This is a genomic window from Flavobacterium hydatis, assembly GCF_000737695.1.
In the GTDB taxonomy this organism is placed as follows: Bacteria; Bacteroidota; Bacteroidia; order Flavobacteriales; family Flavobacteriaceae; genus Flavobacterium; species Flavobacterium hydatis.
On sequence record NZ_JPRM01000024.1, the window covers coordinates 31,284 to 47,802 of the forward strand.

General features: G+C 33.1%; 14 protein-coding genes. 10 read left to right on the plus strand and 4 right to left on the minus strand.

Features of this window, described 5'->3' with window-relative positions; all coding sequences use genetic code 11:
* The first annotated feature begins 17 nt into the window (after window positions 1-17).
* From IW20_RS14945 to IW20_RS14980, 8 genes are all read left to right on the plus strand, one after another.
* On the plus strand, window positions 18-1,367 hold the full coding sequence (locus IW20_RS14945) for a TolC family protein (RefSeq protein ID WP_035624247.1): 1,350 nt from the start codon (window positions 18-20) through the stop codon (window positions 1,365-1,367).
* Between the two features lie 30 nt (window positions 1,368-1,397).
* Window positions 1,398-2,825: an MFS transporter gene (locus tag IW20_RS14950; RefSeq protein ID WP_035623899.1), complete on the plus strand. Its 1,428-nt coding sequence runs from the start codon at window positions 1,398-1,400 to the stop codon at window positions 2,823-2,825.
* Window positions 2,826-3,179: 354 nt separating this feature from the next.
* A complete protein-coding gene (locus IW20_RS14955; protein ID WP_051885788.1) occupies window positions 3,180-3,428 on the plus strand; it encodes a heavy-metal-associated domain-containing protein in 249 nt (82 codons plus the stop codon).
* 35 nt (window positions 3,429-3,463) lie between these two features.
* Window positions 3,464-4,030, plus strand: a complete 567-nt coding sequence (locus IW20_RS14960; RefSeq protein WP_035623902.1) for a DUF2652 domain-containing protein — start codon at window positions 3,464-3,466, stop codon at window positions 4,028-4,030.
* A gap of 56 nt (window positions 4,031-4,086) precedes the next feature.
* Entirely contained in the window at window positions 4,087-4,503 is a 417-nt protein-coding gene (locus IW20_RS14965) for a Fur family transcriptional regulator (RefSeq protein WP_035623905.1), read from the plus strand.
* Between the two features lie 451 nt (window positions 4,504-4,954).
* Window positions 4,955-6,970 (plus strand): heavy metal translocating P-type ATPase, encoded by a 2,016-nt coding sequence (locus IW20_RS14970; protein ID WP_035623907.1) that lies wholly within the window; start codon window positions 4,955-4,957, stop codon window positions 6,968-6,970.
* Window positions 6,971-7,213: 243 nt separating this feature from the next.
* Window positions 7,214-7,435 (plus strand): heavy-metal-associated domain-containing protein, encoded by a 222-nt coding sequence (locus IW20_RS14975; protein ID WP_035623909.1) that lies wholly within the window; start codon window positions 7,214-7,216, stop codon window positions 7,433-7,435.
* 347 nt (window positions 7,436-7,782) lie between these two features.
* Window positions 7,783-8,745 carry a heavy metal-binding domain-containing protein gene (locus IW20_RS14980; protein WP_240478496.1) on the plus strand — a complete coding sequence of 321 codons (963 nt, stop codon included), beginning with the start codon at window positions 7,783-7,785 and terminating at the stop codon, window positions 8,743-8,745.
* Window positions 8,746-8,884: 139 nt separating this feature from the next.
* Here the strand turns inward: IW20_RS14980 and IW20_RS14985 are convergent, their stop codons facing one another.
* From IW20_RS14985 to IW20_RS15000, 4 genes are all read right to left on the minus strand, one after another.
* A complete protein-coding gene (locus tag IW20_RS14985; protein WP_081912491.1) occupies window positions 8,885-9,943 on the minus strand; it encodes a linear amide C-N hydrolase in 1,059 nt (352 codons plus the stop codon).
* A 206-nt stretch (window positions 9,944-10,149) separates the two neighbouring features.
* The gene (locus tag IW20_RS14990; RefSeq protein WP_035623910.1) at window positions 10,150-11,691 is read right to left on the minus strand and encodes a hypothetical protein; all 1,542 of its coding nucleotides are present in this window, start codon (window positions 11,689-11,691) and stop codon (window positions 10,150-10,152) included.
* Between the two features lie 438 nt (window positions 11,692-12,129).
* Entirely contained in the window at window positions 12,130-12,867 is a 738-nt protein-coding gene (locus IW20_RS14995) for a hypothetical protein (RefSeq protein WP_035623911.1), read from the minus strand.
* A gap of 222 nt (window positions 12,868-13,089) precedes the next feature.
* Entirely contained in the window at window positions 13,090-14,160 is a 1,071-nt protein-coding gene (locus tag IW20_RS15000) for a lipid A-modifier LpxR family protein (protein WP_035623914.1), read from the minus strand.
* Between the two features lie 296 nt (window positions 14,161-14,456).
* Here IW20_RS15000 and IW20_RS15005 point away from each other — a divergent pair, with 296 nt between their 5' ends.
* Both IW20_RS15005 and IW20_RS15010 read left to right on the plus strand, forming a co-directional pair.
* Window positions 14,457-15,437 carry a helix-turn-helix transcriptional regulator gene (locus IW20_RS15005; RefSeq protein WP_035623917.1) on the plus strand — a complete coding sequence of 327 codons (981 nt, stop codon included), beginning with the start codon at window positions 14,457-14,459 and terminating at the stop codon, window positions 15,435-15,437.
* A gap of 9 nt (window positions 15,438-15,446) precedes the next feature.
* Window positions 15,447-16,433, plus strand: a complete 987-nt coding sequence (locus IW20_RS15010; RefSeq protein WP_035623920.1) for a helix-turn-helix transcriptional regulator — start codon at window positions 15,447-15,449, stop codon at window positions 16,431-16,433.
* Window positions 16,434-16,519 lie beyond the last annotated feature (86 nt).

The window sequence follows — 16,519 nt, forward strand, 5'->3', positions numbered from 1 at the left end:
ATCTCAAAGAAGATAAAATGAAAACAAATATCTTACACATAGTTACAGCGCTGCTATTGCTTAGCAGCGCTAATGCGGTGCATGCACAGAAAAAAAAGCTGACCCTCACAGATGCATTAGAAATGGCTAAACAAGGAAACAAAGCATTGCAGGTTCAAATATTAGAAGAAATAAACGCCAAAGAAATAACCCGAGAAACAAAAGGAGGTTTGCTACCTAGTATTTCGGCAAACGCAGGCTATTCTCATTATTTTGACAGGCAGGTAATATTTCTCCCAGGTTCATTTGTAGGCACAAACAAGGCAGTGCAGGACTTTGCAGTTGGCGGAAGAAATACCTATAATGCGTACGTATCGTTGTATCAGCCCATCTTTGCGCCAGCCACACATCAGCTTACAAAAGCCTCAAAAATCAATGAGAAAATTCAGGACGAAAAAACTGCCGATTTAAAAAGCAGAGTCGCACTTCAGGTTTCTAGTCGATATCTTAACATATTGATGATGAACCGACAACTAGGATTACTTGAACAAAGCCATCAACGTAATATTAAAGCACTTCAAGATTCCAAATCGTTATTTGCACAAGGCAGAGGATTAAAATCAGATACACTAAGAAGCTTTATTGCTGTAGCCAATTTAAAATCATCTGTTTCTTATTTAAAAAACAATATTGAGGTATCTGGCATTGAATTAAAAAGGCTCATCGGATTGGAAGACCCGGGTGAGATTGAACTAACAGACGACCTTGAGTATAACATAAAAGTAAGCCAAGGCGAATTTTATCAAGTTGACGAAGCATTGATAATTGCTGATAAAAACAGGAAAGATTTGAATATCCAAAAACTAACCATTGAACTTCAGCAAAAGAAATTAAAGGCAGCTCAGTCAGAATTATTACCAAAGTTGGCATTAATTGGACAATATCAGATACAAGCACAAGCTGATGATATGCAATTTAACGAATATGCCTGGCCAAGAACCTCTTTCTTGGGCATACAACTTAGCGTACCTATTTTTAATGGTAATCGTACTAAATCTCAGATTAATCAAGCCAAAATTAAAACGCAGCAAGAAGATATATTGCTAACCGATTTAAAAGAGGAAGTTAAAACCGAACTAGCTACGATTATAAGCAAATGGAAGGAATCCGTAACGCAATTAGACATACAGGAAACAACGGTAAAGTCGGCAGAATTAAACTACCAAATGATTGATGATCGTTTTAGAAATAGCTTAGGCTCAAGACTTGAACTTACAGATGCAGAACTAGCATTAACACAAGCCAAAATAAACTACCTAAACGCAGTATATAATCTGCGAATACTGCACGTAGAGCTACAACAAGCTCTCGGACTCTTAAGTCTATAATTACTAACCAATAACAATTAAATAAAAAATATGACTAAAAATAATAAACAACCAATAGACAAACCAGTACCATATAGCAAACGATGGTCGGCACTATTCCTACTTTGTACAGCACAATTTATAGTAATTATGGACACCTCAATTATTGGGGTAGCCCTGCCTGCAATAAAAGCTGATCTTGGGTATTCGCAAAGCGGTTTACAATGGATTTTTAACGCATACGTTATCCTATTCGGAGGCTTTTTACTTCTTGGTGGGCGTTTATCCGATTTGTTTGGTGCACGTAAAATTTTTATGTGGGGATTCATTATCCTTTCTGCAGCATCACTTTTGGCCGGTGTAGCTTGGTCAGAAGCAGCACTAAATACAGGAAGGGCTTTACAAGGCTTAGGTTCGGCTCTTATTGCTCCAGCAGCACTAACTTTAGTATTATCTAAATTTACCGACCCAAAAGAACTTAATAAAGCACTAGGTTTTTGGGGCGCATCTGCTGCAGCGGGAGGTTCAGCAGGAGTTTTCCTTGGCGGAGCAATTACCGAATGGCTTTCTTGGCATTGGATATTCCTAATTAATATTCCCGTAGGAATTATAGTCTTGGCATATAGCAAAAGCTTATTATTTGCTGGTGTTACCCGCAAAGGAAAAGTAGATGTTGCAGGTGCAATTCTAGCCACAACAGCATTAGTATTAATGGTGTATGCCATTGTTTCGGGAGAAGGAGCAGGGTGGAAGTCATTACAAACCATTGGATTACTAGGTCTTTCATTGGTATTATTTCTTATTTTCTTTATTGTTCAGAAACAGAAAAAAGAACCATTAGTACCAATGAGTATCTTTAAAGTTCCTAATCTTTCAGGGGGTAATCTAGTAATGGCATTAATGGCTGCAGGATGGATTCCGTTATGGTTTTTTCTGAATCTTTATTTGCAACAAACGCTTAATTATTCGGCCTTTAATAGCGGACTTGCCTTATTGCCAATGACAATTGCTATCATGTTTTTAATGGTTGGCGTTACTGGGAAATTAGTAGCTAAATTTGGTTTTAAAGCCAATCTAATAGCAGGATTAATTGCTCTTACAGGATCACTACTTCTGTTTAGCACCATTCCGCCAGACGGAACATTCCTAATCAATGTATTACCAGCCTCTTTACTAGGAGCACTAGGTATGTCATTAGCCTATATTCCGGGAACGATTGCTTCAATGTCTGGAGCTAAACCCGAAGAAATGGGACTAGCTTCAGGCTTGGTCAATACAAGTTATCAAGTAGGTTCAGCATTAGGACTAGGTATTGTTGTAGCTATTTCTGCTGCAAAAACAAATACGCTTAAAGCAATGGGCGAAACTGATATTGCGGCATTAAACTCAGGTTTCCAAACCGCTTTTTTATCAGCAGCAGTTATATGTGTGATTGCCGCAATCATAGCAACTTTTTCTATAAAAACACTTAAACAATAAGTAACTATTCAAGAAGCAAGCTTTATAAATTCTTAAAACAATACCATTTTTTTGACCTCATTTTTAATCCTCTCCTTTAATAGTTTGGAACTTGATTAATGATGGGGTCTTTTTTTGAAAAACAAACTTCTATAAATCTGCGATACGCAAGAAACCTCTGAACCTCAGAACCTTTATAAACACATTCTTTAAGACGCACTGCGGTGCGTCTCTACAGGAAAACCTTTGAACCTTTGCACCTCAGAGCCTTAGAACCTTCCTCAATCAATCAGTAAATTTCATAAATCAAACAAGGAATTACATCATGAAAAACAGCCATACTATTCTGAAATTTGTAAAATAAAATCAAACAAAATGGAAAATATAATATTAAATATTCCTGATATGAAAAGCGAACATTGTCAGGCTAGGGTAAATACTGCAATAAAAGATATTGACGGCATTCAAGTACAAAAATTAGAAGCAGGAAAACTATCCGCTTTTGTAGACGACAATGATGCAGCAGAAAATCTTATCGAAGCTATCAAAAAGGCAGGTTACACCATTGGCAACAATACTACCAATAATTCTTCGAGCACCTCGTCAGGATGTTGTGTAAACTAAAACAAAATTCAACTGTTAGATAAGGCATCAGCAACATGGAAGAATTTAATACCCTATATAAAACAGGAATGGTTATGATTCCGGACATATCCGGTTTCACAAATTTTGTTATAAATACCAATATGACAATCGGAAAATACATAACCGAAAGCCTCTTAAAATCAATAATAAACAGCAATACATTATCATTAGAAGTTTCCGAGATAGAAGGCGATGCCATATTGTTTTACAAATATCACAAAATACCCTCATTTGACAGTACATTAACTCAAATAGAAACAATGTACAATAATTTCAAGAAAGAAGTATCCAGATTATCATTACAACTTACGATGGAAATTCCTTTATCATTAAAAATTATTGTACACTATGGCACTTTTACCAGATATAAAATTGGCAAGTTTGAAAAGCTTTACGGAGCGCCAGTTGTAGAAGCTCACAAAATGCTCAAAAACCATATAGCCAAATTTCCGCCGTATGCTTTGTTCTCAGATGCCTTTTTAAAAGCTAATTTTGAACAACCAGCTAAAGCCACTATCGAATATGATACTTGTGACAATTGTATGTACTTACCAGAGATTGGTTATATACATTATTTGTAATGTTTTTATCGTTGGCAATTTTCTTAAATTTGTAATAGAAGCATAAATAAAGTAAAATGGAAAGCTTAGAAAAAAGATTGTTGAACAGGAATATAAAGCCAACATCAATACGGTTATTGATATTTAGAACAATGACCGAATTCAAAAAAACTTTTAGCCTAACTGATCTGGAAACGGAATTAGAAACCGTAAACAAATCGACCATTTTTAGAACTTTGACTTTGTTTCACGAAAACTTGCTTATTCATAACATTGACGATGGTTCTGGCTCAATGAAATATTCCATTTGTAACGAAACCTGTATGTGTACCGTTGGCGAGTTGCATGTTCATTTTAATTGCAATCGTTGTCATAATACGTATTGTCTCGAAAGTGTTTCTATTCCACCAATTCAACTTCCTGAAAAGTTTTTATTAGAAAGTGTCAATTTTGTAATGAAAGGAATTTGCGAAAATTGCTCCAAATTCTTTTAGATTTCCTCAAGAATCGACTAGTTATTTATAACGATTTTTCAGAAGCTATTTCCTGCTATCATTCCAAATCTTTTTTATTGAGAAAAACAATAAAAAAGGATTTTCCCTTCTATCAGGGCTAGAAATACAACCTTGTGGATATAATCTTGTAAAGATTAAAAAAACGTAAAGCTCAAACACAATCTTGTCATTTCGAGGAACGAGACTCGAGCGATAGCGAACAGACGTAGTAAATCTCCACTAGAAACTCCGCGACGAGAGTCCTAGCTTTGTAGAGTTACTCACGAAGATTTCTCGTTCCTCGAAATGACAAACAGTATGGATAATCGATTTTTCCTTAACTTAATAAAATTGTTTTTTGACTAACGATTTTTTATTTCAGAAGTATAAATTGCAACCAGGTTCCCAAAACAGACCGATAACTTTGTCATAGAATTTAAAACTAAAAGTTATGTCAAAGCAATGCTGCACCACAGATAATTTTGTAAAACCTCAAAAAAATGAGGCGCACCAACATCAGTGCGATACTACGAAAAAAGACCATGATCACGGAAATAACCATAGTCACGGACACGATCATGACCATAGCCACGACCTCGAAGACAAAACGGCATTTCAGTTATTTTTACCAGCCATTACCTCGCTCTCTTTATTGCTGATTGCGATAGGCTTCGATAATTATTTTCCGCAAACTTGGTTTACAGGTTGGATAAGATTGGCATGGTACATCGTAGCTTATATTCCGGTTGGACTACCTGTAATTAAAGAAGCGATTGAGAGTATACGCTACAAAGATTTCTTTTCGGAATTCTTTCTTATGACAATTGCTACAGTTGGCGCATTTGCCATAGGCGAATATCCCGAAGCCGTAGCCGTTATGTTGTTTTATGCCGTAGGCGAGGTGTTCCAAACACTTGCTGTATCGCGAGCCAAAGGAAACATCAAATCACTATTAGACCAGCGCCCAGACGAAGTTACTATACTCAAAGAAAACAAAGCAGAAGTTATTAAAGCCGAAAATGCTCAAATAGGGGATATCATCCAGTTAAAACCAGGAGAAAAATTAGGATTGGATGGCGAACTAATTTCAGAAAGCGCTTCATTTAATACTGCTGCTCTTACGGGAGAAAGTAAACCCGATACAAAATCTAAAGGCGAAACCGTATTGGCAGGTATGATTAACGGTAGCACTATAAGCCTAGTGAGAGTAACCACAGCTTATTCGGATAGTAAACTAAGTAAAATACTAGAGCTTGTACAAGATGCAACGGCTCAAAAAGCACCTACAGAATTGTTCATTCGTAAGTTTGCCAAAATATACACACCAATTATCGTATTACTTTCTATTGGTATTACGCTGCTACCGGCTCTTTTTGTAGATACGTATGTGTTTAGTGAGTGGTTATACAGAGCATTAGTATTCCTTGTTATTTCTTGTCCATGTGCCTTAGTAATATCTATTCCGCTTGGCTATTTTGGTGGTATTGGGGCAGCAAGTCATAATGGTATTTTGTTTAAAGGTTCTAACTTTTTGGATATTCTTGCCAACATTCAAAATGTTGTAATTGATAAAACTGGAACAATGACCGAAGGAGTTTTTAAAGTTCAGGAAGTAATACTAAAACCTGAATTTAATAAAGACGAAATCCTTAAAATGGTTAATGCGCTAGAAAGCCAGAGTACACATCCTGTAGCAACTGCTATTCATGACTATGTAGGCGAAATAGACAATACCATTAATTTGGTTGACACAGAAGAAATAGCTGGACACGGACTTAAATCAACTGTGAATGGAAAGGAATTACTGGTAGGGAATTTTAAATTACTTGATAAGTTTAATATCAGTTATGATGCCAACACGACAGACATTGTTTACACGGTAATTGCTATATCTTACGACCGAAAATTTGCAGGTTATCTCACGATCTCAGACAGCATTAAAGCTGATGCAAAAATGGCAATCGATAAGTTGCATAGTATGAATGTAAGAGTTACTATGCTTAGTGGTGATAAAAGTGCCGTTGTAACTCACGTTGCCAAACAATTAGGAATAGATAATGCTTACGGAGATTTACTACCAGAAGACAAAGTAAACAAGGTAAAAGAAATCAAAACCAATAACGGAAGTGTCGCTTTTGTGGGCGATGGCGTAAATGATGCACCAGTAATTGCCTTGAGCGATGCAGGAATTGCAATGGGAGGTTTAGGAAGTGATGCTGCCATAGAAACTGCCGATGTTGTAATACAAGACGACATGCCATCAAAAATTGCAATGGCTATAAACATTGGTAAACAAACCAAAAAGATAGTTTGGCAAAACATCATACTTGCTTTTTCTATAAAAGCTATTGTACTGGTGCTAGGAGCAGGCGGACTTGCCACAATGTGGGAAGCTGTTTTTGCCGATGTAGGAGTTGCGCTAATAGCTATACTAAATGCTGTTAGGATTCAGAAAATGAAATTTTAAAGAATACAAAAGATAGCTAAGCAACAATCACATTGTAATATCGCATTTTAAAATCAGATAAAACAATTAATTGATTTTCAAATAATTTAATTAATGCTAGTCCTTTTGACTTTATGACTTTAAAACTTTCGACTTACTTATTAATCAGTAAATATCACAAATCAAATAAGGAATATTGTAAGCCGTTTGAAGCATAATTGCCCGAAATTTGCTCTATCAAATAATTATAAAAGTATCAATAAAATGGAAAATAAAAATCTTCAATTCAAAACAACCCTAAATTGTGGTGGATGTGTAGCAAAAGTAAAATCTGATTTAGACAACGCTCAAGGTATTGGCGAATGGAATGTAGACACTGACAATGCCGACAAAATCCTTACAGTACAATCAGAAGGAGCAACAGAAGAAGAAATTGTTGCTATCATTAAAAGTAAAGGTTTTAAAGCGGAACCTTTATCTGTTTAGTATTGTAAATACACCTTATTCCAAAAGAGGTTAAAAACAAAAAGTCAATATTATTACAGTTATGCAGTTTGAAAAGAGCTCGGTATCGAATCGGGCTCTTTTCTTTTTGTACATTTACTCATAGATAAGCCAATTTAATTAAGTTTTTGACTTATAATCATCTCCTCGCAAAGACACAAAGTCACAAAGAAAATTAATATAAACTTGGCGACTTTGCATCTTTGCGAGAGATTTATTAGCACAATCTGTAAATGTCATAAATAAAACCAGAAAACTTGTAACGATTAGATACTAAGAAATATAGAATTTTGTAATCAGGTAATAAAACCATTAAAAATATTAAAACAATGAATAAATTAAAAACGATACTACTCGGAGGATTTGCATGTATTGCTTTGTTATCCGCTTGTAATAATAAAGAAAACAAGCCAAATACATCAGATATGGAGGGACATGAGCACGCAAAAACAGATAGTAATTATGTTTGTCCTATGCATCCTGAAGTAACAGGAAAAAAAGGGGAGAAATGCCCAAAATGCGGAATGGAATTAGAACTTTCAGATGCAAAAAAAGCTAGGGAATTTGATGTTAAATTATCAAGCACGCCACAAGTAATAGAAGCTGGCAAACCAACAAATCTTTCTATCTCCATTACCGAAGATGGTAAAATTGTAGCTATGGATGTAGTACACGAAATGAAAATGCATCTTTTAGTAATGAACGAAGAATTAACTTGGTTTGATCATGTACACCCAAAAGAACAAGCCGATGGTACTTATAGTGTCTCGGAAACATTTCCTGGTGGAGGTAAATACTTACTATTTACGGATTATAAACCCGTAGGAGAATCATCTGGAAGCGTTAAATTACAAGAAGTTGATGTAAAAGGAAAGCCATTTAATGTTCCAAAAATGGATACTGAAAAACTAGTTTCTAAAGTTGATAATTATACTGTTACATTAACTAATGGAAACGATTTAAAAACAGAAAGAGGGCAGGTATTAAAGTTTACTGTTGAAAAAGACGGTAAGAAACTCGAAGAGAAAGATATCGAGCAGTATCTAGGAGCAAGTGCTCATATTGTGATGGTCGCTAAAGAAACTAAAGACTTCTTGCATATTCACCCTATGTCTGATAAAAATTTCCCTATTTATGCAGAGACACAAGTAAAAAAAGCAGGACTGTATAGAATGTGGGTACAGTTTAAAATAGATGGTAAAATTCATACTGCAGATTTTACCGTAAATGTTTCAGAAGGAACTAAATCTGCAAGTGAAAGCGATGATAAACACGATCATGCACATCATTAAAAATAAATTATTAATCAGCAGAATTATTTATTTAGCTGTATAATGGAATCCCAGTAATAGAGCTGAGATAGCGTATTACTAATAAAAAAGATTATTTCATTTCTTAGGAACTGAAATAATCTTTTTGTTTTATACTAAGTTATATTCCGATAAAAGTAAATGGCTTAGTGGTAATGAATTTCCCTGAGCTTTCTCCAGCGTAAGTTTCATTTTTACTTACACTTAGTCTCTTAACTGGAGCATTTTTATTAAAATCAATTTTCTTTAAATCAATCCAGAACGTATTTGGTGTTTGAGCTGTTTCAAAATAATAAACTAGATTTTTTTGATCAGCAACAGATCTCCATCTAGTAGAAGAAATGTTAGGTTCTGTCTCCGATGAAATTCCAAAAGGAACAGAGCAATTCCTAATAACACTAAAAACACTGGCAATAGATGTACGAATATCTGTAGTTTGTGGGATTGCATTAATATAAAAAGAAGCTCTTGCATATCTATCGGCAGCCCTATTTGTACCAGGCAACATAACAGTGCCAGGAATACTTTGCCAATATTTATTGATGGCTAATTGTTCGTCAAATAAAGGCGAATTAGTCATTACAGTATAAGATGCATCATGGTGAATTATTAATTTCCCACCTACATATTCAAAAATAGCATTATCACCCAATGCATCTGAAACAGAAAGATGTAAAGTAGTAAATTTTGTCGTACCGGGAATATAATCAGATACAATAACAAAATCTTCTTTCCTTAACTCATCTACAGTCTCTTTAACCGTAGCAAAGTTATCCAAAACATATTGTGCCCATGCAGAGATCGTAATTCCTTTTACAGCGCCCTGAGGATTATATTTTGGATATTGACTCTCTACCAACCATAAAACATTTGCAACAAGTCCTTTTTCATTAATACCATCTGTTGTAGCAATGTCCCATGCACTGGTTATAACACTTCCAAACTTAGATGTCCACTTAATGGAACTTTTACCTACGTTTCCGTCTCTTTGCAATCCTCTAGGAAAAACCCAGATATTAGCATCAATTTCATCTTTCCAATCCATTGATCGCGCAGTAATTACAGTGTTATTAGGTCCTTTATAGACCACTCTTGTGCAAGCATAAACTTCTGCCGTGAGCGTAGTTAAAAGAAGTAGAGAAAGTGCTATACTGCTTTTTAGGTTTTTGTCTTTTTTCATAAAAAGTTTTTTTTGATAGTAGGTTATCTATTTTTACTAGTTACTTATAATAGCTAATATAAGCAAAAAAAAGTAAAATTTTCCTGAAGTAATAAGGCATAAAAAAAGTGCTAAATCTTTCAATTTAGCACTTTTGCAAATGATCAATAAATTAGAATTACTTGTTTTGAAATAATTTACAAACAAGAAAATCTAGTATATAAATTTTAATTCTCGCAGAAAGATCCTATTTGTTTTAAATGTCTCTCTGTTTGGTATTTATTAAAGTTATCCCATTTAGGAGGGAAGTTTGTTTTTTGTCCGTACATAGAATCCAAGCAAACGTTGTTGTCTTTGTATTTATCATGTAAAACAGCCAAAATCTTAAAGAAGAATTCATCTAGCATTACAATCGCATCAAATTCAGCTTTTAGCGCATTATAATTAGCATCCGAAGGATTTAGTATTTGCAATAAATTCAGAACTTCATTTTTTTCCTCTTCATTAATTTCAGTTAAATAACCCATTTTTAAAGTTTTAAAAACAAGATTATTCCATGCTTTACTATCGTGTCCCCATTGTACATCGGGCAGGTTTAAAGAATGCTCACAAATTAGGATAATAGAAAAAAGAACATCGTTTAAATACTGTGCCGGAAACTCATCAAAACTTCTGAATTCAAAACCACTTTGGTACATTTTTTCCTGATTAAAGTCAAGGCCTACTTCTGATAGCATTTCATATTCCATATCAGCTTCAACCTGATCACGCCACCAAATGTTTTCTTCTTTTTCAAATTTTAGTAATTTTCTAAAATCATCTACTTTATAAGTCAGAATTTTTCCTTTTGGCATTGCTTTGTTATACGTTCCCACACCAATATAACGAGACATTGCATTTCGCATAGAACCTAAAGTAAATTTTTTATCCATACTATACGTATCACTTATTACTCCCATAATATCGGGACTACCAAGAGTTGCTATAAAAAATGGTTCGAACCATTGCAGCAAATAAATAGCATTGCCATGCGTTTTCTCAAACTCATTATAATCTACAATTCTGCTATCTTCTGTTAATGACGGCAATGTAATATGAAAATGATATGTTCCGTTATTAAACAAAACCAAGTTTTCCTGATTTGTCATAAACATATTAAGCCCATTATTGTAATCTGGGAAATTTAATTTTCCGTTCAATACCTGCGATTCATTAATTTTATCGATGAATAACTTTTTGGTTGCTTTTAGCTCTTTGCAAGAATCAGCTATTGTTCTGTTTTCAAAATATTTAGTTACAAATTCGATAGAATCTCCATCAAAATGTACAGAACCCATTGTTTTGTTTCTTTGAGTAATCATACTCTGAATATTGTATGGCTGATCCTCAAGGAAAAGTTCCATTATAGATTTTCCGAGATAATCGGGATTCTCACGTGGTTGCGCATTTACCTCACCATTATCTGTATCAATTAATGGTTTTATTGGCGATAATGTTTTGTGCTGATAGTTTATATCTAGTTTTTCCAGAGAATGACTATTCATCATTCGGCTAACTTTATAGCTTTCGTTTAATCCAAAAGCTTTTTTTAAAATAGGAGCCAGGCTTTCTGGTTTATAACATTTCCTATAATCAATACTGTATTTCTCAAAACCAATTTTTTCTTGTATAAATTCACCAGAAACTATTAGGGGGTCTTCAAATTGCAAATAGGTTTCGTTTTCTAATCCAATTCCCCAATAATATTTTTTTGTCTGATTGTCTTTCATTTATACTAATTTTCTTTTTTATGGTTGATAAAACTTTTTTTTAAGATGATAATTTTTATCCGCAAACGGGAGTCTAATTCAGTTAAAATTAGAGACAAGAAACCTTGTAACGGATTGAGCATCATTGTTGCCTCCATTATAAAAGTCTTCGTTTACTTTTAAAAATATAGGAATTTATATCTTAGAAAATTTGTACTTGTAGCGACTGATAAGTTGAAAAAAAACTAAAATTTTATAATGAGGTTATAAAATCATTATTGTAATTAATCACTTTTATATCAATAATTTAAGCATAAGAATAGCCGAATTACAACTTTTGCCACTCCTTGTATTTTCTAAGTTGCAAAAGTAGTAAATTATTTTATCATTTCCAAGTTGTTATTACACTGGAAATCAATGCATTTTTTTGAGGTTTAAAAATAAAGCCTAAAACTTATTTTATTCATGATAATAAAAGACATAAGAGGAATATAACTCATCATTCCACCAATCTTTTCTAACTTCCGAAAAGTAATTATAATTTAGCTTTCCGGCCTGCGATTGCAACGGATACACAACAACATCATTCTCACGATATGCTTTATGTAAATCTGTTTCAGGAACAACAGGCACAATATGTCCAGAGAGTCCTTTTTCTCTTCTTTTGGCGCAAATCATTCCAATTCCGCCATTAGTATTTACCTTATTTTGGATTTCTTCTGCTGTAAACATTCTTTCCCACCCAAAACTAGCTCCCCATTGCAAGAACCAATCGTGTATGGCGCTGGAGTAAATACGCTCAACAGTTTCTTCAAAAATAGCTTCAACTTCTTGTCCGTCTAATATTTTTTCTAGAGCCTCGTCAGTCCACCAAACCGTTGGGAGATAAACTTTAGAGAAATAACAATAATCATAAGAGTACACATTACAATACGTATCTTCTACAGTTCTTTGGTATCTCGTATTTTTCTCTACATCTAATTTATCTATCAGCTGGGCAATACTTTCTTTTTTGGTAGCTGCATTCGTTAAATTTCTATACGGAATGCTCGAATCATAAAGAGGAGTTTCCTTCATTTCCATTGAATCTAACCTTGATTCTGGATTCGGCAATAAATCTGCTTTTATTATTTTATTATTCGGTACTCGATTATCCACTAATGGTAATAATGCTATTGATATGGTATTGTCTTCCATCTTGACTGCTTAAAATTAATCGGCTTAACCTACAGGAATGAACTATTCGTGTAATTAGTTTTATCACCAAAAAAGTAAATATAAGTATTTTTAACTTTTTAAACCGTCATAGAAACCAACAAATTATGAAAAAATTAGGATTAATTTGATTTGTATAATCGGCAATTGTTTTCAAAATATCCTTTGTTTACTAAGATAAATCTAAGTTATGGACTCAATCTATTATCTGTTCCATTTGTCAGGAGAATACCCTAATGAGATTCCTCCCCAATAATGGAAATTTTTGCCATCACTATATTCTTGGCTTCTTCCATACATTGCATATTTAAAATAATACTGATCATATAATAATATATTAAAACCTGCACTAATATCAAAAACAACACGTGTAATATCATTGTGAGGAATTTTATAAACACTATGATCGCTAAACATTAATCCTTCTAAAGTGGTATTATAGGCAACTGCTCTTATTTCAGGAGTTACAAAAACATTCATCCTAATTTTTGGATAATTAACAGGTTTATCAATAGCCGAAATATTATTAGTTAATCCTCGAATAGAAGCACCGAGAATATTTGGAGAATAATCCTGCATAAGTCCTGCATTAAGATTCACTATATTCATCTTAAATCCTGCTTTTAAATTAGCAGTATAATTTCCTAACTCAGCTCCACCACGTACTCTCAGTTGTAACCAACTAGTGTTAGTTCCTGTATCAAATCCTGGAAAAATAGGATATTCAATTTTTGAATTGTAATTTATAACAAGTGATCCTTTATATCCAATCTGATTATCCCATCCCATAGGAATTGGACGATCAGTACCGAACCATCTATGTTCATGAATATAGGATTGTGCATTTCCAGGCAACGATGTACCAACAAGACCAAACACCAATTCGCTCTGCAAAACAGCTCCTGATTCAGTATTATAAGATGTATTTCCAAAGTTGATAAACATTAGAGATGCATAAGGTCTGTCATTGGTAACAGGCTCTGAAGAAACTAAATCTTGGGGAGTATAAGCTGTTCCTCCAATTCCCGCACGTTGAATAGTCAATGATTTTCCAGGTGTACCATATTTAAAAAAAGGCATCCATTTAGCCACCTCAGGAAATTGAGCTTCAATCTTTAGACTTCCTGTATAGTTTTCATCAGCATTATTAATCGCCAAAAAGTCATTTTCAGTAGTCAGGATAACCTGAAAACCTTTTCCTTGTGCATTTATATCTAGCGAAAAAAGAAATACTATTATCGATAACAAACTTATAGTTAAAATAGATTTACACATAATTTATATCTTAAAATTGAAAAAAAAATAGCTTTTATAAGAGTAGCAAAATATAATTTTATAACCCGAAAGCTTCTAACAATATTTTTTAAACAATAAAATTATGAAATTTCAAGATTACGCAATCGAGTACAAACACTTGATCTTTTGCGTATATATAATGAAAACTTCCTTTTGTTCTAAATTAAATACCAAAATACAATTACTGTTAATATACAAAGAATTTACATTCTTAATTAAGCTTACAATACACTTATATTATAAATTTTATTAATTTTATAATAAATATTTTTCTCATGAAAGTGATTAAACATTACTATTCTTTAGGAACTGAATGGATTGACGTACTAGCCGAAGCAATGGGCGGTACAGTTAATAGTAATTTCATTAAAGGAGATAATGATATATATACTGGTACACATTTCGTTCTGACTATAGAAGATAGGATTTCTGCAATGGTAATAGATACTACTTATAAAGAAAGTGTATTATTAAACTACATAAATGAGAAAAACAGTTTTGTTGGATTGTACTTTTACATTACCAACAACAATGTTAATTTTATATTAGATGATAAAGCTAGTGTAGTTGGAAAATCGGATTACAACTTAACTATAATTGATACTGAGCTAGAAACAGATTATGCTGTTGAAAAAGGAACTGGAATCTATGTAATCTGCATATTTATTGATAAAACAGCATTAAAAGGTTATGTTGATAAAATGCCTAAACTAAGGTCAGTATCCAAGGATGTTTTTGATACTGAAAAGAATACTATTATCAGTATGGGAAGAATGAATACAGAAAGTTCTATTTTAATAAATGATTTCAAAAAAATACCATACGAAAATCCATTATTTGAATTTTACTTCAGAGGATTAGTATATCAATTAATTGGAAATTACTTAGACCAATTATTAACAAAAAAATTTATCATTGGCAAAGTAATAGGAGATGATATAAAAAGTATTATCGCTTCCAAAAATTCAATGCTAGAATCTATAGATCAAGTATTTCCTGGTGTTGATTTTCTAGCAGATCAAGTCTTTATGTCCCCATCTAAATATAAAAAATTGTTTACCAAAATTTCTGGTGTCAGTCCGGGAGCATTTTTTTATAGTAATAAATTAGAACGTGCCAAAGAATTATTGGAAACTGGACAATATACTGTAAGTGAAGTTTCTGATAAACTAAATTACGCCAACATCTCTTACTTAGCCAAACGCTTTAATAGTAAGTATGGAGTTTTCCCAAAAGAATATCAAAATTTATTATAAAATCTATCTATGAGTGAAGCTTTCGAGTTCCAGCATATTTATTCTTTAACGCCTGAATGGCGTCAAAAATTTATTGATGAATTAGGCGGTACAATAATAGATGAAAAAATGTACTTTGCCGAAGAAAACGCTAGTGGTTCTTGTTGCTTTTTAGAAATCCTTCCCGATATATCTGTAGTAATTATAGACTCTGTTTTAAATCAACCAATTCGGTTTACGAGACTTCCATCTGTCGATGATTTCTGGATTGTATATTATGATCTGAGCGATAGTTTTAGTAAGCACATTGTAGAAGATATAAATCATAAAATAGGGTATAAGTCTAAACTTAATTTTGCTATTGTAGATAGTAAAATAAAAAGTTCTTACTTAGCTACAGTAGGAGAACGGTTTTATTCGTTAAGACTTTTTATTCGTAAATCGTATATGAAAACTTTCTTTGATCATGGCGAATTTGAAACAGATTTTAAAGATGTTTTTGACGATAATATAAAGAAAATGTTCTTTTACGGACATATAGATAGTCGAAGCAAAGTAGCATTACATAGCCTAAAACAACAAGATATTGATAACCCAAATTATGAATTCTTATTAAGAGGAGTTGCCTATACTTTATTCAGTTATTTAATAGAAAGATTAAATGCCAAAATGCCTAATATGGCAACACATCTAGAAAAAGATATAGATGCCATAATGCTTAGTCAGCAACATTTATTATCTAATCTTTTAATCCCTTTTCCAGGCATAGAATTCTTAGCAAATATTGCCAATATGTCGGCTACAAAATACAGAAGCCTGTATAATACTATTTACGGAATGAGTCCGGCGTTATTTTTTAAGAATGAAAAAATGCTATTGGCAAAAGAATTATTAGAGAGTGGAGAATTTAAGCTAATAAGTGATGTATCTTATGAATTAGGTTATAATAAAACTGCTTATTTCTCTTCTATTTACAGAAACTATTTTGGCGTTCTGCCCAATACAGCACTCCGATAACTCATACAAAATCTATTAAATATTATCCATTTTTGCATTCCCGATTGCATTATGTAATCGGGATTTTTTTGCTTTAAAAGTTTAAA